This is a genomic window from Pseudomonas sp. IAC-BECa141 (assembly GCF_020544405.1).
Classification (GTDB): domain Bacteria; phylum Pseudomonadota; class Gammaproteobacteria; order Pseudomonadales; family Pseudomonadaceae; genus Aquipseudomonas.
Genome location: NZ_CP065410.1, coordinates 1,085,897 through 1,110,647, shown reverse-complemented (window position 1 = coordinate 1,110,647; position 24,751 = coordinate 1,085,897). Strand labels below are relative to the sequence as shown.

19 protein-coding genes are annotated in these 24,751 nt (G+C 61.2%); 15 read left to right on the top strand and 4 right to left on the bottom strand.

Annotated features, from left to right (window positions below):
* Nucleotides 1-27 precede the first annotated feature (27 nt).
* From yaaA to I5961_RS04825, 15 genes are all read left to right on the top strand, one after another.
* Nucleotides 28-807, top strand: a complete 780-nt coding sequence (gene yaaA / locus I5961_RS04895) for a peroxide stress protein YaaA (RefSeq protein WP_085698543.1) — start codon at nucleotides 28-30, stop codon at nucleotides 805-807.
* An 811-nt stretch (nucleotides 808-1,618) separates the two neighbouring features.
* A complete protein-coding gene (locus tag I5961_RS04890; RefSeq protein WP_227234523.1) occupies nucleotides 1,619-2,935 on the top strand; it encodes a nucleotide sugar dehydrogenase in 1,317 nt (438 codons plus the stop codon).
* A gap of 83 nt (nucleotides 2,936-3,018) precedes the next feature.
* Nucleotides 3,019-4,500, top strand: coding sequence for a mannuronan synthase (alg8, locus tag I5961_RS04885; protein WP_227234522.1), 1,482 nt, complete (start codon nucleotides 3,019-3,021; stop codon nucleotides 4,498-4,500).
* Nucleotides 4,501-4,535: 35 nt separating this feature from the next.
* Nucleotides 4,536-5,705 carry an alginate biosynthesis protein Alg44 gene (locus I5961_RS04880; protein WP_227234521.1) on the top strand — a complete coding sequence of 390 codons (1,170 nt, stop codon included), beginning with the start codon at nucleotides 4,536-4,538 and terminating at the stop codon, nucleotides 5,703-5,705.
* 9 nt (nucleotides 5,706-5,714) lie between these two features.
* Nucleotides 5,715-7,226 (top strand): alginate biosynthesis TPR repeat lipoprotein AlgK, encoded by a 1,512-nt coding sequence (algK, locus tag I5961_RS04875; RefSeq protein WP_371917928.1) that lies wholly within the window; start codon nucleotides 5,715-5,717, stop codon nucleotides 7,224-7,226.
* Nucleotides 7,223-8,710 carry an alginate export family protein gene (locus I5961_RS04870; RefSeq protein WP_227234519.1) on the top strand — a complete coding sequence of 496 codons (1,488 nt, stop codon included), beginning with the start codon at nucleotides 7,223-7,225 and terminating at the stop codon, nucleotides 8,708-8,710. Before algK ends, I5961_RS04870 begins: the two co-directional genes overlap by 4 nt.
* Before the next feature lie 26 nt (nucleotides 8,711-8,736).
* Nucleotides 8,737-10,308 (top strand): mannuronan 5-epimerase AlgG, encoded by a 1,572-nt coding sequence (gene algG / locus I5961_RS04865; RefSeq protein WP_227234517.1) that lies wholly within the window; start codon nucleotides 8,737-8,739, stop codon nucleotides 10,306-10,308.
* A 10-nt stretch (nucleotides 10,309-10,318) separates the two neighbouring features.
* Entirely contained in the window at nucleotides 10,319-11,770 is a 1,452-nt protein-coding gene (locus I5961_RS04860; protein WP_085698538.1) for an alginate O-acetyltransferase, read from the top strand.
* Nucleotides 11,771-11,778: 8 nt separating this feature from the next.
* Entirely contained in the window at nucleotides 11,779-12,903 is a 1,125-nt protein-coding gene (locus tag I5961_RS04855) for a mannuronate-specific alginate lyase (protein ID WP_227234516.1), read from the top strand.
* A 211-nt stretch (nucleotides 12,904-13,114) separates the two neighbouring features.
* On the top strand, nucleotides 13,115-14,680 hold the full coding sequence (locus I5961_RS04850; protein WP_085698536.1) for an MBOAT family O-acyltransferase: 1,566 nt from the start codon (nucleotides 13,115-13,117) through the stop codon (nucleotides 14,678-14,680).
* 10 nt (nucleotides 14,681-14,690) lie between these two features.
* A complete protein-coding gene (locus I5961_RS04845; protein ID WP_227234514.1) occupies nucleotides 14,691-15,863 on the top strand; it encodes an alginate O-acetyltransferase in 1,173 nt (390 codons plus the stop codon).
* A 14-nt stretch (nucleotides 15,864-15,877) separates the two neighbouring features.
* On the top strand, nucleotides 15,878-16,534 hold the full coding sequence (locus I5961_RS04840; protein WP_085698534.1) for an alginate O-acetyltransferase AlgF: 657 nt from the start codon (nucleotides 15,878-15,880) through the stop codon (nucleotides 16,532-16,534).
* 213 nt (nucleotides 16,535-16,747) lie between these two features.
* A complete protein-coding gene (locus I5961_RS04835; RefSeq protein WP_090281856.1) occupies nucleotides 16,748-18,199 on the top strand; it encodes a mannose-1-phosphate guanylyltransferase/mannose-6-phosphate isomerase in 1,452 nt (483 codons plus the stop codon).
* A 136-nt stretch (nucleotides 18,200-18,335) separates the two neighbouring features.
* On the top strand, nucleotides 18,336-18,800 hold the full coding sequence (locus I5961_RS04830; RefSeq protein WP_085698532.1) for a multidrug transporter: 465 nt from the start codon (nucleotides 18,336-18,338) through the stop codon (nucleotides 18,798-18,800).
* Nucleotides 18,801-18,835: 35 nt separating this feature from the next.
* Complete coding sequence (locus I5961_RS04825; protein ID WP_085702514.1) at nucleotides 18,836-19,660, top strand: SDR family oxidoreductase; 825 nt, start codon at nucleotides 18,836-18,838, stop codon at nucleotides 19,658-19,660.
* Between the two features lie 81 nt (nucleotides 19,661-19,741).
* Here the strand turns inward: I5961_RS04825 and I5961_RS04820 are convergent, their stop codons facing one another.
* The 4 genes from I5961_RS04820 to I5961_RS04805 form a co-directional block, all read right to left on the bottom strand.
* The gene (locus I5961_RS04820; RefSeq protein ID WP_085698530.1) at nucleotides 19,742-20,608 is read right to left on the bottom strand and encodes an HlyD family secretion protein; all 867 of its coding nucleotides are present in this window, start codon (nucleotides 20,606-20,608) and stop codon (nucleotides 19,742-19,744) included.
* 17 nt (nucleotides 20,609-20,625) lie between these two features.
* Nucleotides 20,626-20,826, bottom strand: coding sequence for a DUF1656 domain-containing protein (locus I5961_RS04815; protein WP_227234513.1), 201 nt, complete (start codon nucleotides 20,824-20,826; stop codon nucleotides 20,626-20,628).
* Nucleotides 20,816-23,008 (bottom strand): FUSC family protein, encoded by a 2,193-nt coding sequence (locus I5961_RS04810; RefSeq protein WP_227234511.1) that lies wholly within the window; start codon nucleotides 23,006-23,008, stop codon nucleotides 20,816-20,818. Before I5961_RS04810 ends, I5961_RS04815 begins: the two co-directional genes overlap by 11 nt.
* A 139-nt stretch (nucleotides 23,009-23,147) precedes the next feature.
* The gene (locus tag I5961_RS04805; RefSeq protein ID WP_227234509.1) at nucleotides 23,148-24,647 is read right to left on the bottom strand and encodes an efflux transporter outer membrane subunit; all 1,500 of its coding nucleotides are present in this window, start codon (nucleotides 24,645-24,647) and stop codon (nucleotides 23,148-23,150) included.
* Nucleotides 24,648-24,751: the final 104 nt, after the last annotated feature.

Genomic DNA, 24,751 nt, shown 5'->3' with positions numbered 1-24,751 from the left:
GCCCCCACGATTAAAGGAGACGACTTCATGCTGATGGTGATTTCCCCCGCCAAGACCCTCGATTACGAAACACCGCCGGCGACCCAGCGCTTCACCCAGCCGCAATACCTCGACCATTCCCAGGAACTGATCCAGCAACTGCGCGAACTGAGCCCGGCGCAGATCAGCGAGCTGATGCACGTGTCCGACAAGATCGGCGGCCTCAACGCCGCGCGCTTCGGCAGCTGGACACCGGCGTTCACACCGGAAAACGCCAAACAGGCATTGCTGGCCTTCAAGGGCGACGTCTACACCGGACTCGACGCCCAGAGTTTCAGCGAAGCCGACTTCGATTATGCACAACGGCACCTGCGCATGCTCTCCGGCCTCTACGGCCTGCTGCGCCCGCTCGACCTGATGCAGCCGTATCGCCTGGAAATGGGCACCAAACTGGCCAACGCCCGAGGCAAGGACTTGTACGCCTTCTGGGGCACGCGCATCAGCGAATGGCTGAACGAAGCGCTGGCCGATCAGGGCGATGACGTGCTGCTGAACCTGGCGTCCAACGAATACTTCTCGGCCGTCAAACGCACGGCCCTGAACGCACGCATCATCAATACCGAGTTCAAGGACCTGAAGAACGGCCAGTACAAGATCATCAGCTTCTACGCCAAGAAGGCCCGGGGCCTGATGAGCCGCTTCGTGATCCAGGAAAAAATCAACGATCCGGCCCTCCTCAAGCAGTTCGATGTACAGGGTTATCGCTACAGCGCCGAGCAATCGAAACCCGACAATCTGGTGTTTCTGCGCGACCACGCACCGGAATAAAGCATGCACTTCTGCACGACTCTTGATTAAGAGAGTCGTGCAGGTCGCACGACGTCAAAAATCCCCCGCCTGTTTACGCCGACTTATTGGCGCCATAAAAACATCACCCTCTTTCCTATCTTTAGTTTCACTCGACAGTTGTCATTTTTTTCAGTAGTGGCACCTAAATTTTTTCACAGTAGTGGCACAAAACCATCTAACGCGATTATCCCCCGATTAACAAAGGGCGAAATCGAAAGTGCTATCAATTTGAAAGCAGTGCCATCTTTCTCAATATTTCAAAAAATTTCTGCTTCCGCGATGAGCGGACAGGAACTATGTCCAAATGCATAGCTCATACCACCGGTAACGATTCTCGCCGAGTTTGTACGAGATAACTTACGCAGAGAACCCAACCATGTAACCAAGTTGTCACAACAACTTGCACCCATGGATAACAACTCTGGACAACTATCGAAGGACAGGAGATACGCACCATTAATATCCCCTGCAAGGCCATGGTCGCGCCCCTATAAACGTGCTCGCCTGAGCACCCAAGCGCTTGATCTACAGGTATTTATCCTGGCATCGAGCGTGTAACACGATTGCACAAGAGCCCTCTGACCAGAGGATCGGCTGCATAACAGGGCACGTCATAACAACAAGGCCTGGTTAGCGCACATCTTGAGTGCACTTATTTAGACACTCGGAACTTAAGTATGCCTGCACACGGCATTGTGACGCCTGTAAGTCACACTTTCGAGTGCACTAAGAACGCTGAAAACCATTAACTCCGGCCCTCTAAGGCCTGATATATACAGAGGTAATTGCGATGCGCATCAGCATATTTGGTTTGGGTTACGTCGGTGCAGTATGTGCCGGTTGCCTGTCTGCACGGGGCCATGACGTCGTTGGCGTCGATGTTGCCAAAGACAAGATCGACATGATCAACGCTGGCAAATCTCCCATTGTCGAACCGGGCCTGGGCGAGTTGCTGGCACAAGGTATCCAGACCGGTCGTCTGCGCGGCACAACCAACTTCGCCGAGGCAATTCGCGACACCGATCTGTCGATGATCTGCGTCGGCACGCCGAGCAAGAAGAACGGCGACCTGGAACTGAACTACATCGAAGCGGTGTGCCGCGAGATCGGTTTTGTTCTGCGCGAAAAGACCACCCGTCACACCATCGTCGTGCGCAGCACCGTGCTGCCGGGCACCGTGGCAAACGTTGTCATCCCGATCCTCGAAGACTGCTCCGGCAAGAAAGCCGGCGTTGATTTCGGTGTCGCCGTAAACCCTGAGTTCCTGCGTGAATCTACCGCGATCGCCGACTACGACTTGCCACCGATGACCGTCATCGGCGAGTTCGACAAGGCCTCGGGCGACGTTCTGCAATCGCTGTACGAAGAACTCGACGCGCCGATCATCCGCAAGGACATCGCCCTCGCCGAGATGATCAAGTACACCTGCAACGTCTGGCATGCCACCAAAGTGACCTTCGCCAACGAGATCGGCAACATCGCCAAAGCGGTGGGCGTCGATGGCCGCGAAGTGATGGAGGTCGTCTGCCAGGACAAGACCCTCAACCTGTCCCAGTACTACATGCGCCCGGGCTTCGCGTTCGGCGGTTCGTGCCTGCCGAAAGACGTGCGCGCCCTGACCTACCGCGCCGGCTCCCTGGACGTCGAAGCGCCGCTGCTCAACTCGCTGATGCGCAGCAACGAATCGCAAGTGCAAAACGCCTTCGACATCGTTGAAAGCCACGACAAACGCAAAGTCGCCCTGCTCGGCCTGAGCTTCAAGGCCGGCACCGACGACCTGCGCGAAAGCCCGCTGGTGGAACTGGCCGAGATGCTGATCGGCAAGGGTTACGACCTGAGCATCTACGACAGCAACGTCCAGTACGCCCGTGTCCACGGCGCGAACAAGGACTACATCGAGTCGAAGATCCCGCACGTGTCGTCCCTGCTCAACGCGGACTTCGATTCGGTGATCGACAACTCCGACGTGATCATCCTCGGCAACCGCGACGAGAAGTTCCGTGCGCTGGCCGAAGAAGCGCCGCACGGCAAACAGGTGATCGACCTGGTGGGCTTCATGTCCAAGGCCACCAGCGCCGGTAGCCGCACCGAAGGCATCTGCTGGTAACGCAGCGGCAAGCCCCGAGTTTCAAACCGCCCGCCATGAATCGGCGGGCGGCTTGAAGCCCCCATCACCTTCGGATGACGGTCATGTCCAAGCTCAAACATTTTTTTCTGCAATCCGCCGGCTGGCTTTTGTTTCTGAGCCTGCTGATGGGCCTGGCCCTGATGCTGCCCACGTCCACGTTCGACTCCGAGTCGAAGGACTTCATTTTCCTGATTGGCGCCGTGGGTATCTGGCGCTATTCGATGGGTGCCACGCACTTTGTGCGCGGCATGATCTTTCTCTACATCGTCTACCCGCACCTGCGCCGCAAGGTTCGCAAGCTGGGTAAAGCGGCGGACCCGTCGCATGTGTTTCTGATGGTCACCAGTTTCCGCATCGACGCGTTGACCACCGCGCAGGTTTACAGCTCGGTGATCCGCGAAGCCATCGACTGCGAACTGCCGACCACCGTGGTCTGCTCGATCGTCGAAATGTCCGATGAGCTGCTGGTCAAGGCGCTGTGGGCGCGGATGAATCCACCGGACCGCGTGAAACTCGACTTCGTGCGCATTCCCGGCACCGGTAAACGTGATGGCCTGGCGTTTGGTTTCCGCGCGATCTCCCGTCACCTGCCGGACGACCGCGCCGTGGTGGCCGTGATCGATGGCGACACCGTGCTCGGCGAAGGCGTTGTGAGCAAAACCGTGCCGTGGTTCCAGATGTTCGGCAACGTCGGCGGCCTGACCACCAACGAATTCTGCGAAGTGCGTGGCGGCTACATCATGAGCGAGTGGCACAAGCTGCGCTTCGCCCAGCGCCACATCAACATGTGCTCGATGGCCCTGTCCAAACGCGTGCTGACCATGACCGGACGCATGTCGGTGTTCCGCGCCACCGTGGTCACCAACCCGGAATTCATCGCCGACGTTGAAAGCGACTCGCTGCAACACTGGCGCCTGGGCCGTTTCAAGTTCCTGACCGGCGACGACAAGTCGAGCTGGTTCAGCCTGATGCGTCTGGGCTACGACACCTTCTACGTGCCGGACGCGGCGATCAACACCGTTGAACACCCGCCGGAAAAGAGCTTCATCAAGGCCAGCCGCAAACTGATGTTCCGCTGGTACGGCAACAACCTGCGGCAGAACTCCCGAGCGCTGGGCCTGGGTGTAAAACGCCTCGGTGCCTTCACCTCGGTGGTGCTGTTCGACCAGCGCGTATCGATGTGGACATCGCTGCTCGGCCTGACCGTGGCAATCATCGCCAGCTTCAAATACGGCACCGCGTTCATTCTGGTTTACCTGCTGTGGATCGGCATCACCCGACTGATTCTGACGCTGTTGCTGTCCTGCTCGGGCCACCGGATCGGTCCGGCTTACCCGGCAATTCTCTATTACAACCAGATCGTCGGCGCGCTGGTGAAGATCTACGTGTTCTTCCGCCTCGACCAACAATCCTGGACTCGCCAACCCACTTCCCTGACCCGTGATCTCGCCAGCTTTCAACGTTGGTTCAACACCTGGTCGTCTCGGACCATGACCTTCTCCGCCGGCAGCATCTTCGTCGCCGTGCTGCTGATGATGGTCTGACCTGCCCCTATTGAATTAACAAGGAAATCGCCCCCATGAATACCGCCGTCAACGTCAACGTAGTGCATGAATCCGAAGCCCAGCGCCAGCACGCCCGGGTAAAAATCCCGGCCAAGCTGCGATTCTTCGGCCCTGACCGGACCCCGGTTGAAGCACGGGTCCTCGACCTGTCCGCCGGTGGTCTGGCGTTCAATGCCGGACAACTGCCGCTGACCGTCGGCGAGGTGTACAAGGCGCGTCTGCAGTTCGTCATCGACAACCTCGGCCTGGCCATGGACGTTGAACTGCAAGTGCGCTCCTACGACCGGCAGACGGGCCGTGTCGGCTGCCAGTTCCAGAACCTCGAGCCGCAGGACATTTCGACCCTGCGCCACCTGATCACTTCGCACCTGGCCGGCGACATCGTCAGCATCGGCGAAGTGCTGGCAACCCTGCAGCGCGACAACTTCACCAAGGCCCGCAAGGTCAAGGACGGCGACTCCGGCATGACCCCGTTCGGGCGTCTGAAAGCGGTGACGTTCAGCGCCGGTATCTTCGCGGTCGGCCTGGTGGCGGCGGGTTTCATTTTCAAATCGGTGTACAGCATGTACTTCGTCAGCCATGCACAGGCCGGTCTGGTCAGCGTGCCGGGCATGAACATCACCATGCCGCGCGACGGCACTGTGCAGAGCCTGGTCAAATCCGACGGCGTTGCCGCCAAAGGTGCACCGCTGGCGACTTTCAGCACCAGCATGCTCGACGTGCTCAAGGGCCATCTGGACGAAGATCAACTGCAGCCGGCCAAGGTTGAAGAACTGTTCGGCAAGCAGATGACCGGCACTCTGACCTCGCCGTGCGATTGCACCGTGGCCCAGCAACTGGTGGCCGACGGTCAATACGCGAGCAAGGGCGACGTGATCTTCCAGCTGGTACCGCGCAATACCCAGGCCACCGTCGATGCACGCTTCTCCTATCGCCAGTTCGGCGACGTACGTCCGGGCACCCCGGTGAGCTTCCAGATCGCCGGCGAAGACAAGACCCGCACCGGCAAGATCGCCAGCAGCACCAGCCTGAAAAGCGCTGACCTGTCCTCCGACATCCGCGTGCAGATCCAGCCGGACGAACCGCTGGACAGCCGCTTCGCCGGCCGCCCGGTGGAAGTGAACAGCGACCGTGGTCCGAACCTGAACTGGCTGATCGACAAAGCCATGGCTGCCGGTCTTTAAGTCGAGGACATGCCTGTGACTACTGCACCCATCTCGAGCACACCACAAACCCTGTGGGAGCGAGCTTGCTCGCGAATGCATTCTGACATTCAGCCTCAGTGCCGACTGACACACCGCTTTCGCGAGCAAGCTCGCTCCCACATGGGTTCAGTGTGCGCATTGGCCTTGGCAGTCAGTCTGGCCGGTTGCGCCGGCCTGCCTGACCAGCGTCTGGCCAACGAAGCGCTCAAGCGCGGTGACACCGCGACCGCCGCGCAGAACTACCGTGCGCTGGCCGATCTGGGTTACAGCGAAGCCCAGGTGGGCCTCGCCGATATTCAGGTCGACAGTCGCGATCCGGAACAAATGAAACAGGCCGAAGCCACCTACCGCGCCGCCGCCAGTGTTTCGCCGCGCGCCCAGGCCCGACTCGGCCGCTTGCTGGTGGCCAAGCCCGGTTCCACCGAGGCCGAACATCACGAAGCCGAAACCCTGCTGAAGAAAGCCGCCGCCAGTGGCGAAGGCAACACGCTGATTCCGCTCGCGATGCTGTACCTGCAATACCCGCACAGCTTCCCGAACATCAACGCTCAGCAGCAGATCGACCAATGGCGCAAATCCGGTTACCCGGAAGCCGGTCTCGCTCAAGTGCTGCTGTATCGCACCCAGGGCACTTACGACCAGCACTTGGATGACGTGGAAAAGATCTGCAAGGCCGCACTCAACACCACCGACATCTGCTACGTCGAACTGGCCACGGTCTATCAGAAACGTGGCGCGCCGGAGCAACAGGCCGAGCTGATCAAACAACTGCAGGCCGGTTACAGCCGCGGCACCGTCAGCGCTCAGCGGGTGGATTCCGTAGCCCGTGTGCTGGCTGATTCGACCCTGGGCAAGACCGACGAAAAAACCGCGCAGTCGCTGCTCGAGCCGATCGCGCCGGGCTACCCGGCGTCTTGGGTAACGCTGGCACAACTGCTCTACGACTTCCCGGAACTGGGCGATGTCGATCAGATGATGAAGTACCTGGACAACGGCCGCGCCGCCGACCAGTCGCGCGCCGAACTGTTGCTGGGCAAGCTCTACTACGAAGGCAAACTGGTCCCGGCCGACGCGAAAGTCGCCGAGGAACATTTCCAGAAAGCCGTCGGCCGCGAAGTCGCCGCCGATTACTACCTCGGCCAGATCTACCGCCGTGGCTACCTGGGCAAGGTCTATCCGCAGAAGGCCCTCGACCATCTGCTGACCGCTGCGCGCAACGGCCAGAACAGCGCCGACTTCGCCATCGCCCAGCTGTTTTCCCAAGGCAAGGGCACCAAGCCCGACCCGCTCAACGCCTATGTGTTCAGCCAATTGGCCAAGGCGCAAAACACCCCACAAGCCGACGAGCTGGCGACCACCCTCGCCGCCCAGCTGCCGCCCGAGCGCCTGGCCGAAGCCCGGCGCCTGCTGCAACAGGAACAGGCGGCCCGTGGCGCCCTGAACCAGAACACGCTGCAACTGCACGCCCTGCAAGAAGAAGACGGCGAGGAAAAACTATGAAATTGAATCCCTTTGTGAAGGCCGGCATTGGCCTCACGTTCGCGTTGATCTGGTCTTGTCCGACCCTGGCCGCGATCACTGAATCGAAGAACTTCGGCCTCGAAGTGAAAATCACCGGCCAGTCCGAAGACGACCGCGACCTCGGCACCGCCAGCGGCGGCGACGTCAACGGCGTCGGCCTCGATCTGCGTCCGTGGGTCTACGGCGAAAGCGGCGCGTGGAGCGCCTACGCCATGGGCCAGGCCGTGACCTCGACCGACATCATCGAGACCGACACGCTGCAGCAGTCCGACAGCGAAGGCACCCAGACCACCGACAACGGCGACCGCAAGACCAAGAAAAACTACCTGGCAATGCGCGAGTTCTGGGTCGGTTACAGCGGTCTGACGCCCTACCCCGGCGAGATCCTCAAGTTCGGTCGCCAGCGTTTGCGCAACGACGACGGTCAGTGGCGCGACACCAACATCGAAGCGCTGAACTGGACCTTCGACACCACCCTGCTGCGCGCCAACGCCGGTGTCGCCGAACGCTTCAGCGAATACCGCACCGACCTCAAGGAACTGGCGCCGAAAGACAAGGATCGCCTGCACGCCTACGCCGATGCCGCTTACCAGTGGACGCCGGGCCAGTGGGTCGGGATTCGCGGTCACCACACCCACGACGACGGCAAACTCGATTACGCCGAACCGGGTGTGCCCCGCGACACCCTCGACAAAACCCAGAACGGCGACATCAGCTGGCTCGGCCTGACCGCCGACAGCGACGCCTACAACTGGCGCAACACCAACACCGTCAACTACTGGGGCAGCATCACCGGCATGAGCGGCGACCGCGACACGGTCAACCCGCTGAACGCCGATGGCACCCGCCCGGCGCAGGCCAAACGCAGCGAAGACATCAACGGCTGGGCCACCGACGTCGGTGTGCGTCTGCGCCTCGATCCGCAGTGGCAGGTCGGTGCGGCCTATGCCCGTGCCAGCGCCGATTACCAACAGAATGGCCTGGAAAGCAACCGCTCGAACTACACCGGTACCCGCTCGCGGGTTCACCGTTTCGGCGAGGCTTTCCGTGGCGAAATGAACAACATGCAGACCGCCACCCTGTTCGGTTCGTGGATGCTCAACGACCAGTACGACGCCAGCCTGATCTACCACAAGTTCTGGCGCGTGGACGGCAACAAACCGGTGGGCAGCAACGGCATCAACGCTGTGGAAAACAACACCGACGACGTGACCGGCGCAATCCTCTCCAGCACCTCGCTGCCACTGCAGGACGGCAACAAGGATCTGGGCCAGGAAATGGATCTGGTGGTCACCAAGTACTTCAAGCAAGGCTTGCTGCCGGCAGCGCTGAGCCAGTCGATCGACGAGCCGTCGGCGCTGGTACGTTTCCGTGGCGGTGTGTTCAAGCCGGGTGATGCCTACGGCAGCCAGGTTGATTCGTACATGCACCGCGCGTTCATCGACGTGATCTGGCGCTTCTGATGCTGACCGCCAAGGGAGTGCCCGACATGAACAGTGCCCGCAAAGGCTCACTCAGCCTGCTGGCCGGCGCGATGCTGCTGGCCTCGGCCGGCGCCTTCGCCAGTGTGGAACCGGCCAAGCCGGTGACCACTGCCAAGGAGCTGCAACAGGCCAAGACCTACACCGTCAGCAGCGCGCCGACCGACGCGCTGGAACTGGCCAAGCCGAAACTGCCCGACCTCTCCGGCTACACCGCCGAAGCCGCCGCCGCGAAAATCGTGCGCAGCAAACCGGGCAAGATCAGCGTGCGCCGGATGATGCAGGAAGACGCCCTGAAGGACTTCATCGGCGGCGACAACAAGATGGCCGAATGGGTGGTGCGTCAGCACGGCATCCCGCAGGCGATCTTCGTCGACGACGGCTACATGAATCTGAAAGAGCTGGCGCAGAAACTGCCCAAGCAGTACTTCAGCGAAACCTCGCCGGGCGTCTATCTGGCCAAGCTGCCGATCGTGGTCGGCCGCAAAGGCATCCTCGAAATCGACGGCCAGACCCAGGAACTGCGCCTGTCCCAGGAAGCCGGATCGTTCCTGGTCAACGACGGTCAGTTGTTCGTGCGTGACACCAAGGTCACCGGCTGGCGCGAGAAGGACAACGGCCCGGCGACCTTCCGTTCGCCGAAGGAATTCCGCCCGTTCCTGCTGGCCTGGGGTGGCACCGAGACCTACATCGTCAACAGCAAGATGGCCAGTTTCGGCTACGCCAACAGTAAGTCCTACGGTGTGAGTATTTCCCAGTACACGCCGAACATGGCCAAGGTGCTCAAGCGTCCCGAGCCGACCGGCTGGATCGTCGGTTCCGAGTTCTCGGACATGTGGTACGGCTTCTACTGCTACGAGACCCGCGACTTCGTGGTCAAGGGCAACACCTACAAGGACAACATCGTCTACGGCATCGACCCGCACGACCGTTCCCACGGTCTGATCATTGCCGAGAACACGGTGTACGGCACGAAGAAGAAGCACGGGATCATCATTTCCCGTGAGGTCAACGACAGCTTCATCTTCAACAACAAAAGCTACGACAACCACCTCTCGGGCCTGGTGATCGACCGTAACAGTGTGAACAACCTGATCGCCTACAACGAGATCTACAAGAACCACACCGACGGCATCACGCTCTACGAGTCCGCCGACAACCTGCTGTGGGGCAACAAGGTCATCAGCAATAAACGCCACGGCATTCGCATTCGTAACAGCGTGAACATCCGCCTTTACGAAAACGTCGCCATGGCCAACGGCCTGACCGGCGTCTACGGGCACATCAAGGACCTGACCGACACCGACCGTGACATCGAGCTCGACCCGTTCGACGCCCAGGTCTCGCTGATCGTGGTCGGCGGTGAACTGGCGGCCAACGGCAGCGGTCCGCTGTCGATCGATTCGCCGTTGAGTGTCGAGCTGTATCGCGTGTCGATGCTGGCGCCGACCAAATCCAGCGGCATCAGCTTCAACGGCATCCTCGGCGAGCGCCAGGATGAAATTCTCGACCTGCTGGTGCGCCAGCAGAAAGCCGTGCTGATCGACCCTGTCGAACGCCAGACCGAATTGCAGGACTGAGGATAATTTTATGCACCCACACCTGATCAAATTACTCAGCCTGTCGGCCCTGACCGTGGGCATTCTGGCGGCCGGCAACGGCGCCCGCGCAGATGAAGTCCAGCCGCCTGAATTCACGGCCGAACCTTGCTGCAGCCTGTGCCCGGCCGCCCACGATGCGAAGAACTACACCACCCGCTACCAGCAGAACTTCACCACCCTGGTGCAGGCGCAGGGCGACTGGCTGTTCCGGACCCAGGAAGATTTGCGCACCGAGTTCAACACCACCCCGGCCGGCTACAAACGCCTGCAACAGCTGCACGATGCGTTCAAGGCCAAAGGCGTCGAACTGGTGATCGTCTACCAGCCGACCCGAGGTCTGGTGAACCGCAACAAGCTCAACCCGGCAGAAAAAGCCGCGTTCGATTACGAAAAAGCGCTGGGCAACTACAAGACCATGCTCGGCCGTTTCGCGAAGATGGGTTACGTGGTGCCGGACCTGTCGCCGCTGACCAACGAATCGCTGCCGGACACCCTGCCGGCCCACGATTTCTATTTCCGCGGCGACCAGCACTGGACGCCATACGGTGCCCAGCGCACGGCAAAAATCGTCGCCGAGAAGGTCAAGCAGATCCCGGCCTTCGCCGACATTCCCAAGCGTGAGTTCGAAACCAAACGCTCCGGACGCATGGGCAAGACCGGCACCCTGCACAACATGGCCGGACAACTGTGCGGCACCAGTTACGCAATCCAGTACATGGATCAGTTCACCACCGAGCCGAAAGGCGAAGCCGGTGACGGCGACCTGTTCGGTGATTCCGGCAACCCGCAAATCACTCTCGTGGGTACTTCGCACAGCGGCAAGAACTACAACTTCGCAGGCTTCCTCGAAGAAGCCATCGGCGCCGACATCCTCAACGTCGCCTTCCCCGGCGGTGGCCTGGAAGGTTCGATGCTGCAGTACCTGGGCAGCGACGAATTCCAGAAATCTCCGCCGAAAATCCTCATCTGGGAATTCTCGCCGCTGTACCGCCTCGACCAGGAAACCATCTATCGCCAGATGATGGCGCTGCTCGACAACGGCTGCGAAGGCAAAGAGGCACAGATGTCCGCGAGCACCACGCTCAAGCCGGGCGGCAAACAAGAACTGCTGGTCAACAGCAAGAACCTGAACCTGCAGAACAGCAGCCATCAGGTCGACATCCGCTTCGCCGACACCTCGGTGAAAACCCTGCAAGCCACCCTCTGGTACATGAACGGTCGCCACGAGGACATCAAGATCGAGAAACCGGAAACCTCCGACACCGACGGTCGTTTCGCCTTTGAGCTGCGCACGGACGAAGACTGGGCCTCGCAAAACCTGCTGGCGGTCGAAGTCCAGGGCCCGGAAGCGGGCACCGCGCCACAGAAAGTCGAAGCGAAAATCTGCAAACGCAACGTATTCCCGGGCGCTGGGCAACAAACCGCTCAGGTCGGGCAATGAGGTCTGCTATGCGAAATCCGAAACTGAAAACTCTGTTGGCGCCAACGCTGCTCGGGCTGGCGATCTTCGCCGGCACCGCGCAGGCCGCCGCGCCGCTGCGTCCTCCTCAGGGCTACTTTGCGCCTGTGGATAAATTCAAGACCGGCGACAAGAGCGAAGGCTGCGACGCGATGCCGACGCCGTACACCGGACCGCTGCAATTTCGCAGCAAATACGAAGGCTCGGACAAGGCCCGCGCGACACTGAACGTGCAGTCGGAAAAAGCCTTCCGCGACACCACCAAAGACATCACCACCCTGGAGCGCGGCACCGCCAAGCGCGTCATGCAGTTCATGCGCGACGGTCGCCCGGAACAGCTCGACTGCACACTGAACTGGCTGGTTAATTGGGCCCGGGCGGATGCATTGATGTCCAAAGACTTCAACCACACCGGCAAGTCGATGCGCAAATGGGCGCTGGGCAGCATGGCCTCGTCGTACATTCGCCTGAAGTTCTCCGACTCCCATCCGCTGGCCCAGCACCAGCAGGAAGCCCATGTGATCGAGGCCTGGTTCAGCAAATTGGCCGATCAGGTGGTCAGCGACTGGGACAACCTGCCGCTGGAAAAAACCAACAACCACTCGTACTGGGCCGCCTGGTCGGTGATGGCGACATCGGTCGCGACCAACCGCCGCGACCTGTTCGATTGGGCGGTCAAGGAATACAAGGTCGGCGTCAACCAGGTCGATGCCGACGGCTACCTGCCCAACGAACTCAAGCGCCAGCAACGCGCCCTCGCCTATCACAACTACGCCCTGCCGCCACTGGCGATGATCGCCAGTTTTGCGCAGGTCAACGGTGTGGATCTGCGTCAGGAAAACAACGGCGCGCTGAAACGTCTGGGTGATCGGGTGCTGGCCGGGGTGAAAGACCCCGATCAGTTCGAGAAGAAGAACGGCAAAGAGCAGGACATGACCGACCTGAAACAGGACATGAAATTCGCCTGGCTCGAGCCGTTTTGCACGCTCTACACCTGTTCGCCGGATGTGCTGGAGAAGAAGCACGGGATGCAGCCGTTCAAGACGTTCCGACTCGGCGGCGACCTGACCAAGGTCTACGACCCGTCCCATGAAAAGGGCAACAAGGGTTCCTGAGGACACTGATAAACCCTGTGGGAGCGAGCTTGCTCGCGAAGAGGATCCGACATTCAAAAATGATGTCGTCTGGCACACCGCTTTCGCGAGCAAGCTCGCTCCCACAGGTTAAGTGTCAGGTTTGAGATGTGTGAGTTAGCTCTCCAGTTTTCAGCGGGGGGTTTGGGGGGCTTTGGCCCTTGACTGTTGGTTCAAACATGGAGAGATCGGGATGGTATTTTCATCCAACGTGTTCCTGTTTCTGTTCTTGCCGATCTTTCTCGGCTTGTACTACCTGAGCGGGCAACGCTATCGCAACCTGCTGCTGCTGATTGCCAGCTACGTGTTCTACGCGTGGTGGCGGGTGGACTTCCTGGCGCTGTTCGCCGGCGTCACCCTGTGGAACTACTGGATCGGCCTGAGAGTCGGCGCCGCCGGCGTGCGCACCAAACCGGCCCAGCGCTGGCTGCTGCTCGGCGTGGCGGTGGACCTGTGCATCCTCGGCTACTTCAAGTACGCCAACTTCGGCGTCGAAAGCATCAACGCGATGATGACGTCGGTCGGTCTCGAGCCGTTCATCCTGACCCACGTGCTGCTGCCGATCGGTATCTCGTTCTACATCTTCGAGTCGATCAGCTACATCATCGACGTCTACCGCGGCGACACCCCGGCCACCCGCAACCTGATCGACTTCGCAGCGTTCGTGGCGATCTTCCCGCACCTGATCGCCGGTCCCGTGCTGCGTTTCCGTGACCTGGCCGACCAGTTCAACAACCGCACCCACACCCTCGACAAATTCTCCGAGGGCTGCACACGGTTCATGCAGGGCTTCATCAAGAAGGTGTTCATCGCCGACACCCTCGCCGTGGTCGCCGACCACTGCTTCGCCCTGCAAAACCCGACCACGGGTGATGCCTGGCTTGGCGCACTGGCCTACACCGCGCAGCTGTACTTTGACTTCTCCGGTTACAGCGACATGGCCATCGGCCTGGGCTTGATGATGGGTTTCCGCTTCATGGAAAACTTCAAGCAGCCGTACATCAGCCAGTCGATCACCGAGTTCTGGCGCCGCTGGCACATCAGCCTGTCGACCTGGCTGCGTGACTACCTCTACATCACCCTCGGCGGCAACCGCAAAGGCACGCTGATGACCTATCGCAACCTGTTCCTGACCATGCTGCTCGGTGGTCTGTGGCACGGCGCGAACATCACCTACATCGTCTGGGGTGCGTGGCACGGCATGTGGCTGGCGATCGAGAAAATGCTCGGTCTCAACACTTCGCCGCGCAGCCTCAACCCGATCCGCTGGGCGCTGACCTTCCTGCTGGTGGTCATGGGCTGGGTGATCTTCCGCGCCGAGAACCTGCACGTTGCCGGTCGCATGTACGGCGCGATGTTCAGCTTCGGCGACTGGTCGCTGTCGGAACTCAATCAGGCCAGCCTGACCGGCCTGCAAGTGGCGACTCTGGTGGTGGCCTACGTGACCCTGGCGTTCTTCGGCCTGCGTGATCTGTACACAAACCAGCCGCCGGTCAAGAGCAAACCTGAGGTCAACGTCGAGGCCAACGGCCCTGCCACGGCGACTCCAGGCCTGATCAAAGCGGCTCCGGGCGAAAATCCGGCGAGCATCCACGAGCCTGGCTACACCGTCGGCGTCGACGCCCAGGTGCAACCGGCGTACTGGACGGCGGACTGGTCGCGCTACGTGATGCGCGGGCTGATCCTGCTGCTGTTCATCGCCTCGATTCTCAAACTCTCGGCGCAAAGCTTCTCGCCGTTCCTTTACTTCCAGTTCTGAGGGATCTGACATGACCCGCTCATTACGCATCTTCTACATCGCGCTGTTTCTGCTGACCCTGCTGGTGCTCGGTCTGTGGTCGGTGCGCAGCTTCTTCGGCTTCAGCACCAACGCCGATGCGACGGTGCTCAACGGCCGCTGGACCAAAGCCGTGGAAACCCACTACGACGATGAATTCCCGATCAAGCGCCTGGGCACCAACCTCTGGGCCGCGCTGGATTTCAAACTGTTCAACGAAGGTCGTCCGGGCGTGGTGCTCGGTCGCGATCAGTGGTTGTACAGCGATGAGGAATTCAACCCGATCGTCAACGAAGAGCTGAACCTGCAAGGCAACTATGCGCTGGTCGAAGGCGTGCGCCAGACCCTGAAAGAGAAAGGCGTGAAACTGGTGATGGCGATCGTGCCGGCCAAGGTTCGCCTGTACCCGGAACACCTGGGTGAAGTGAAACCGGCGAGCATTCACGCCAACCTTTATCAGGACTTCCACGCCCGCGTCGCGGCCGACAAGATCCTCGCCCCCGACCTGCTCGGCCCGCTCCAAGCGGCCAAGCAGAACGGTCAGCAAGTGTTCCTGCGCACCGACACCCACTGGACCCCGGAAGGCGCGGAAATCGCCGCCAACACCCTGGCCAAAACCATCGCTGACAAGTTCCCGCTCAGCGGCGAGCCGCAGCGCTTCGTCACCACCCCGGCGGAAAAGGTCACGCACAAGGGCGATCTGCGTCTGTTCCTGCCGCTGGATCCACTGTTCGAAAACCTGATGCCGGCCAAAGAGCCGCTGCAAAAGCGCAACACTGTGGCCGCCGAACAACCTGCCGGTGACGACGCCCTGTTCGCCAACAGTGAAGTGCCGGTGGCACTGATCGGTACCAGCTACAGCGCCAACCCCAACTGGAATTTCGTCGGTGCGCTCAAGCAAGCGCTGCACAGCGACGTCGTCAACTACGCCGAGGACGGCCACGGCCCGATCCTGCCGATGCTCAGCTACCTGAAAAGCGATGACTTCAAGAACAGCCCGCCACAGGTGCTGATCTGGGAGTTTCCTGAACGATATCTGCCTGTGAACAACGAAATCGGCGACGCCGACCCGCAGTGGGTCGCAGAGCTTAAACAAGCCGGCGCGCGCCAACAAAACGTAGCTGTAAACACTAAATCCGAGACGCCCGATCGGGCGCAAAACTGAAAGAGAGGTACACCATGACTTTCACTACAACTCCTCGTCGTCTCGCTAAACGCATTGCTCTGGTCGCCGGCCTGAGTGTGTTGTCGGTCCAGGCCTTTGCCGGTGGCGACGCTGCGCTGTACGGTCCGACTGCACCGAAAGGCTCGACCTTCGTCCGTGTCTACAACGCCAGCAATGCTGAAGTCAGCGCCACTGTCGGCAGCACCAATCTGAGCGACGTCGCGCCGCTGGCCAGCAGCGACTTCAGCTTCATGCCGGGCGGCGACTACAGCGCCAAGGTCGGCAGCCAGACCCTGCCGGTGAAACTCGCCGGTGATCACTACTACACCCTGGTCAACAACGCCTCCGGCGCGCCGCAACTGATTGAAGAACCACCGTTCAAGAACAAGCAGAAATCCCTGGTGCGCGTGCAGAACCTCAGCGACAAGTCGCTGACCCTGAAGACCGCCGACGGCAAGACCGAAGTTGTGCCGAACGTGGCCGCCAAGGGCCGTGGCGAACGTGAAATCAACCCGGTGAAAGTCAGCCTGGCGCTGTACGAGGGCGACAAGAAAGTCGGCGACGTGAAACCGGTCGCCCTGGAGCGTGGTGAGGCAGCGGTGCTGTACGTCACCGGCAACGGCAGCAACCTGTCGCCAGTCTGGGTGAAACGCCCGGTGTCGACCCGCTAACCATTTCCCGACCTGACGCATATCCCCTGTGGGAGCGAGCTTGCTCGCGAAAGCGGTCTGACATTCAACAGATGTGTCGACTGATACGCCGCCTTCGCGAGCAAGCTCGCTCCCACAATGAATCGGGTTGTCAGTTCGGGTACGCAACAAAAACAAGAGTGAAACGACACAGGTTCGTGGCTCTAACCCAATCGATTTTATGGAGTAAACAATATGATTCCGGTGATCTTGTCAGGTGGTAGCGGTTCACGTCTTTGGCCGCTTTCGCGCAAGCAGTTTCCCAAGCAGTTCCTCGCCCTGACCGGCGAACACACGCTGTTCCAGCAAACCCTCGAGCGCCTGGTGTTCGAAGGCATGGACACCCCGATCGTGGTCTGCAACAAGGATCACCGCTTCATCGTCAACGAGCAGTTGGCCAACCGCAATCTGGAATGCCAACGCATCCTGATGGAACCGTTCGGTCGCAACACCGCGCCGGCCGTGGCGCTGACCGCGATGATGCTGGTCAATGAAGGTCGCGACGAACTGATGCTGGTGCTGCCGGCCGACCACGTCCTCGAAGACCAGAAAGCCCTGCAACGCGCCCTCGCCCTGGCCACCGTCGCCGCCGAAAACGGCGAGATGGTGCTGTTCGGCGTGCCGGCCACCAAACCGGAAACCGGCTACGGCTACATCAAGTCCACCGGCGATTCGCTGCTGCCGGAAGGCGTCAGCCGCGTCTCGCACTTCGTGGAAAAACCCGACGTCAAACGCGCCACCGAATACGTCGAGTCCGGTGGTTACTACTGGAACAGCGGCATGTTCCTGTTCCGCGCCAGCCGCTTCCTCGAAGAGCTGAAAAAGCACGATCCGGACATCTACGACACCTGCCTGCTGACCCTCGAGCGCAGCCAGCAGGATGCCGACACCGTCACACTGGACGAAGCCACCTTCGCCTGCTGCCCGGACAACTCCATCGACTACTCCGTGATGGAAAAAACCCAGCGCGCCTGCGTGGTGCCGCTGACTGCCGGCTGGAGCGATGTCGGCTGCTGGTCGTCGCTGTGGGAAGTCAACGAGAAGGACGCCAACGGCAACGTCAGCAAGGGCGATGTGGTGATCCAGGACAGCAAGAACTGCATGATCCACGGCAACGGCAAACTGGTGTCGGTGATCGGTCTGGAAAACATCGTCGTGGTCGAAACCAAGGACGCCATGATGATCGCCCACAAGGACAAGGTCCAGGGCGTCAAGCAGATGGTCAACACCCTCAACGAGCAGGGCCGCAGCGAAACCCAGAACCACTGCGAGGTCTATCGTCCGTGGGGTTCCTACGACTCGGTGGACATGGGCGGTCGCTTCCAGGTCAAGCACATTTCGGTCAAGCCGGGCGCGTGCCTGTCGCTGCAGATGCACCACCACCGTGCCGAACACTGGATCGTGGTCAGCGGCACCGCCGAAGTGACCTGCGACGAGAACGTGTTCCTGCTGACCGAAAACCAGTCGACCTACATCCCGATCGCGTCGGTGCATCGCCTGCGCAACCCGGGCAAGATCCCGCTGGAAATCATCGAAGTGCAGTCCGGTTCGTACCTGGGTGAAGACGATATCGAGCGCTTCGAAGATATCTACGGTCGCTCCACCCCGATCGAACGCGGCGTGTCGGTGAAAACCATCGCGCAGTGATCGCTCCGTAACAGGAAGCCCCCGTCCAGCCCGCTGCGTCCCCTATCCGCAACGGGTTGGGCGGGGGCTTTTTTTTTCGCCAACCTCGTCCAGGCTTAGGTAGGATGAACCTTCCCTGCCCACGAGGTTTCGCGACATGTTCATCGGCGTCTTGCTGGTCATCACCTGGCTGATCCTGCTGTTGCGTTATCCGGCCAAAGCCTTGCCGGTGTCCATGGCCGCCGCCGTGGGCCTCGGGTTGGTGGCGATGTGGGTGGTGTGGCTGGACAACCGTGAGATCAAGCAACTGGCGCGGCTTGAACTGCGCATCGTTTATGCCCCCGAACACTGCCCCGCCGACCGTCCGCTGTTGCTCAAGTTGAACAATGGCAACGACGTGCCGCTGACCGAACTGCGCTGGCGCATTGCCGCGTACGCGCCGGGCGATACCGTGAACCTGGCCGACAATCAATACGCCGCCCCACGCTATCGCGGCCCAGGCGAATTGCAGGCCGGTGGCAACTGGGAAGACTGTTTGCCGATGCCGCCACTGCGTCCCGGTTATCGCCCGCAAACCCTGGAGTTTCGCGCCGAGCGATTGCAGGGTAGTTTCTCCGACTGATCCCCTCTCCCACTGTTTTGCACAAGGAATGCGCCATGCCCGTTGCGTTGATTACCGGTTGTTCCAGCGGCATCGGCCGCGCCCTCGCCGAGGCCTTCAAAAGCGCCGGCTACGAGGTCTGGGCCAGTGCGCGCAAGACCGAAGATGTCGCGGCTCTCAGTGCCGCCGGGTTCACAGCGGTGCAGCTCGACGTCAATGACAACGCAGCGCTGGAACAACTTGCTGAACGAATCAACCAGCAACACGGCGGCCTCGATGTGCTGATCAACAACGCCGGCTACGGCGCCATGGGCCCATTGCTCGATGGCGGTGTGACGGCCATGCAGCGCCAGTTCGAAACCAATGTGTTTTCGATTGTCGGCGTGACCCGTGCGCTGTTCCCGGTACTGCGCCGGGCCAAAGGCCTGGTGGTGAATATCGGCAGTGTTTCCGGGGTGCTGGTCACGCCATTTGCCGGCGCCTATTGCGCGTCGAAAGCGGCGGTGCATGCACTGAGCGATGCGTTGCGCATGGAACTGGCGCCGTTCGGGATTCGCGTGATGGAAGTGCAGCCGGGGGCGATTGCATCCAGCTTCGCCAAAAATGCCGGGCACGAGGCCGAACAACTGATCAACGAACAATCGCCGTGGTTTCCGTTGCGCGAAGGCATTCGGGCGCGGGCCAAGGCCTCGCAAGACAAACCAACGCCGGCCAGCGAATTTGCCGCCGAGTTGCTCAAGGCTGTGCAGCAGAGCAAACCGCCACGGCTGATCCGCATCGGCAATGGCAGCCGGGCGTTGCCGTTGCTGGCGACGTTGTTGCCAAAAGGGTTGCTGGAGTCGACGTTGATGAAGCGCTTCGGGTTGCGGGGGCAGCTTTGAAATACAGGACGTGACGCAGAGCGTCACAGGATGCATTCCCACGCAGAGCGTGGGAACGATCAATGAAGGCGTTGCGGTCTGTCAGTTATCCACAGCGCCCTGCTTCACCACCACAGTGCAGGTAATCCCTGCCGCCAGCAGCACACCTTCCGGCACTTCATCGATGTGAATCCGCACCGGCACCCGTTGCGCCAGACGCACCCAGTTGAAGGTCGGGTTCACATCGGCGATCAGCTCGCGGCTTTCCGGGTTGTCGCGGTCGTAGATGCCGCGAGAAATGCTCTCCACGTGGCCCTTGAGGACTTCGCCGCTCATCAGTTGCATGTCGGCTTTGTCGCCGACCCGTACGTGAGGCAGTTTGGTTTCTTCGAAGAAGCCATAGACCCAGAACGAGTTCATGTCGACCACGGCCATTTTCGCCTCGCCGATGCGCGCGTAGTCACCGCGATGGACGTTGAGGTTGGTCACGTAGCCGTCCACCGCCGCGCGCACTTCGGTGCGTTTCAGATTGAGTTCGGCGGCTTCCAGCTGCGCCTGGGCCTGTTGGTAATCGGCCAGTGCGGAGTCTGCGATGTTGCTGGCGTCGTCGCGGTTTTCCTTGGAGATCACCAGGTTGTCCAGGTCGGCGCGGCGATGGGCGTTGACCTTGCGCATCTCCCACGTGGCCTTGCGCGAAGCGACCAGCGACTGCGCCTGCTTAACCGCCAGGCGATAGTGCTCGGGGTCGATCTGCATCAGCAGATCACCTTTCTTCACCAACTGGTTGTCGCGCACCGGCACGTCAACCACTTCACCAGTGACGTCGGCGGCGACGTTGATGATGTCGGCGCGGACCCGACCGTCGCGGGTCCACGGGGTGTTCATGTAGTGCTCCCACAACGTGCGGCCGATCCACAACGCCAGGGCCAGCACCAGCAGGGTCGCGAGCAGGCTGAAAAACTTTTTCATCGGGACAATTCTCAGACTCAACGGTAGACAGTCAGCGCCATCGCGCCGAACAGACAGGAAAACAGGCTCAGGCGCAGCAGCGCCGGGTGCCAGAAGAAGCGGTACAGATCGAACCCGGACAAGAACCGGTCCAGCGCCCAGGCCAGTGCCGCGGCGATGAAGAACATCAGGGTCATGGTCGGCATGTACACGCCGTGGAAGGCGATTTCACGAAGCATGGGCAAGTCCTTCGGGCTTGGCGATGGCGTAGGCAGCAAGGGGCGACTGCGGATCGAGCAACGAGGTGCGGATGAAGTGCAGGTAGCTTTTCACCCGCCGCAGGGCCGAGGTATCGAAGTGCGGCGCGAACGGTTCGTCAGTGGCGGCGACCCGGCTGATCGCGTGATCGACCGCCACCAGCGCACGTTCCAGATTGTTCGAGTTCGGTTGCAGGAACAGGCGCACCAGCGAGCGCCCCATGACCCGGATTGCCTGGCGCCATGGCTGCGATTCGGCATAGGCCGGATGCACCGGCAGGATCGCCTGTTCCTTGCGCAGCTCGATGATCGCGTGGCCGACTTCCAGCACCACGAACATCCAGCGCAAGAGGTTTTTCTGCACCAGCGGCTGACCGGCCGCCAGACCGTAAGCCTGATGCATCAAGTCGCGTGTACGGCTTTCGAAACTCGACGCCAGACCCTTGAGTTTGCCGCTGATCGCGTACACCACTTGCCCGCGCAAATCCTGTTCCAGACGCTGCCACAGCCAGCGGCTGTTCGGCGGCAGAATGATCGCCCCCGCCGCCGCGCAGACCAGCATGCCCATGACCATGGCGATGTAGTCGTTGATGAAGGTGTAGGGGTTGTAGATGGTCAGGTTGTCCGGCACCGAACCGGTGCTGAAAAAGATCAGCAAGCCAAGACCGACACCGGCGTATTGCGGCCGCGAAGTGAGGAACGAGCCGAGCACGATCACCGGCGCAAGCATCACGCACAGCAGCGGGAAACCATCGATCCACGGGAAGATGAAAAACATTTCGACGAAGCCGATCAGCGCCCCCAGAAACGTGCCGCACGCCATTTGAAACGCCATGCGTTTCGGGTTCGGTGTCGCCGCCGACAGGCCCACGGTGGCGGCAGCGATCAGGGTCATGGTCGCGCCGCTCGGCCACGCGGTGGCAACCCAGTAACTGCCGAGCACGACCAGGATGAACGCAGCACGAATCCCCGAAGCTGCTGCGGCCCACCAACTGGTCTGCGGGGTGAACGGCTCGTCCCAGCGCTCGCGTTCGTGGCTGTGGTCGGCCAGCGAGGCGTGGGTCTGTGCATAACTGTGCAGGTCATCGACGAAGCGATAGAGCAGCTCGTACGCGGTGTGGAAATCCAGTTGCTCGGCATCGCTCGGGTCGCTCTCCTGAAAGATCGCCCGCAGGCTGCGCACCCGCGCCGGCAAGCCTTCCTTGTACGCCGCGAGCGCGAGCGCCAGACGCGCCGCGTCCGGGCTGGTCAGGGCGCGGCCGCTGAACCCGTCGAGCACTTCGGCCAGATCCTGCAGGCCCGGTTTGATCGCCGCCACGACATGCGCTTCGTCATTGACGCGCAGACGCTCGAGCAACTGATGCAAGGCGTTGAACCGGGTGGTGATGCCCATGAACTCGCTGTTCAGGCGACTGAGACGACCGTTGCGCCGACGCATGTGCGGGTCTTCGAACACGGTCACGCTGCGCAGCCCTTCCAGCCCCACCGCTTCGGCGATGAAGCGCACGTTGCTGGCCTCGAACGACTCCGGCTTGCTGCGCCCGCGCAAGCCGTCGGTGACAAACAGGGCGAACACGCCAAAGCGCTGATACAAGGCGTTGCGCATCGCCGCGCTGGCGGTTTGCGGCAGGATCGCGGCGCTGACCAGCGTCGAGCAGAGAATCCCCAGTGAAATCTCCAGCACCCGCCACACCGCCGCCATGAACGCGCCATCGGGATGGGCGAGCGCCGGCAGGCCGACCATCGCCGCCGTATACCCGGCCAACACAAAACCGTAGGCGCGGAAGTTGCGGCAACGGGCGGCGCCGGCCGAGCAGATGCCGACCCAGATCGCCAGCGAACCGAGGAACAATTCAGTGTTCTGGGCGAACAGGGAAATCAGCGTGACCATCATCGCCGACCCGGCCAGGGTGCCGAGGAAGCGATAGAAACTCTTGGCGAACACCTGGCCGCTCTGCGGCTGCATGACGATGAACACCGTGATCATCGCCGTGCGCGGTTGCGGCAGTTCCAGGCGCATCGCCAGCCACAGGGTCAGGAATGCGGCGATCAACACCTTGAAGATGTAGACCCAGGTCACGCCGTCGCTGCGTGCCCATTCGAAGAAACCCCGGCGCCATTCCAGGGAGTAGAGCCAGCGCAAGGGTGCGGGCAAGGGAGTCATTCAATTATGCTCAATGAGTTTCAGGTCGGACCCATACCCTGTGGGAGCGAGCTCGCTCGCGAATGCGGTGTATCAGCCGACATGTGTGCTGGCTGACACTCCCGCTTCGCGAGCAAGCTCGCTCCCACAGATTGTGTTTTCAACGCAGGAGAACCGGGGTTTTCGGTGCGGCGGTCTGTTCGGCGGTCGGCACGTCCTTACCCGCGCCAAGACCGCCGCCCAATGCCGTCACCAGTTCCGCATGGGCGCTCAAGCGCGCCGCCTGCACCTGCTGCTGAACCTGTTGCTGTTTGAACAGCAGGGTCTGGGCGTTGAGCACGTTGAGGTAATCGGTGAGGCCGCGCTGGTAGGCGATCATCGCGATGTCGTAAGTCTTCTGCGCGGTGGCCACAGATTCGGCGGCGAACGTCTGCTGCTTGTCCATCGACTCGCGGCGAATCAACTGGTCGGAGATGTTCTTCAGCGCATTGACCAGCGTCTGGTTGTAATGCGCCACGGCGATGTCATAACCCGCCGAGGCTTCACCCAATTCGGCGCGCAGTCGCCCACCGTCGAAGATCGGCAGCGAGATCGCCGGCCCGACGTTGTAGTTGAGCTTCTTGCCGGTCAGAAACTCCAGCGCCCCGCCGCCGGTGGCCATGTAGCCGAGGCTGCCGACCAGATCGACGTTGGGATAAAACCCGGCATGCGCCACATCGATCCCGCGCGCCTGCGCCGCCACTTGCCAGCGACTGGCAACCACGTCCGGGCGCTGGCCGAGCAGTTCGGCGGGCAATGCCGACGGCAGTTTCAGCGCCGCGCCGAGGGACAGGGTCGGACGCTGCAACTGCGCGCCGGCGCCCGGCCCTTTACCGGCCAGTGCCGCAATCTGGTTGCGGCTCAGGGCGATTTCTTCATCCAGCGCATCCAGTTGCCGATGGGTTTCCGGCAGCGGGGTTTCAGCCTGACTGACTTCGAAGTGCGTACCGATCCCGCCGTTCAGGCGTTTCTGCGCCAAATCGAGAATCTGCTGTTGCTGCTTGAGCGTCGCCGCGACGATGTCGCGCTGGGCGTAATGCAGCGACAGCTCGATGTAGGCGCGCACGATGTTGTTCTGCAATTCGAGTTGCGCCTGCCGCGCCTCGGCAGCGCTCATGTGCGCCAGATCGACGGCCCGCTCGGTGCTGTTGCTTTCACGGCCCCAGAGGTCGAGGGCGTAACTGAAACCCAGCGCGGCGTTGTTGTCCCAAGTCGTGGTATTGGCCAGCTCACCGGGGCCATAGAACTGGTCGGTCGGCCAGTTGTGACGTTTGAGGGTCGACTCGCCATTGATCTGCAACGACTCGGCGGCTTCGGCGACACCGGCCATGGACCGTGCCTGACGCACTCGCGCAGCGGCCATCGCCAGGGTCGGGCTGCCTTGCACGGCCAGGTCGATCCAGCGGTTGAGTTGCGGGTCGCCGTAGGCTTGCCACCATTGGGCGGTGGGCCAGTTTGCGTCACGGGCGGCGTGGGCGATGGCCTCGTCGGTGGCCAGTTCAGTGGCCTCCAGAGCCTTGCCCTGCGGGGCAATCCCTCCGGTTCCGATGCAGCCGCCAAGACCTAACGAAAAAGCCAGAACACTGAGCGGCAAAAGCGCTCTGTTGATGCGACGCGGCACTGCTGCGAATTCCTGAGGTGGGAGATGTTTCGAGGTGGGCGCAATTCTAGGGGGCGCCCTGAACGGCGATAAGCTGGGTTTTCTGCGAATCTTTGTTACGGTTA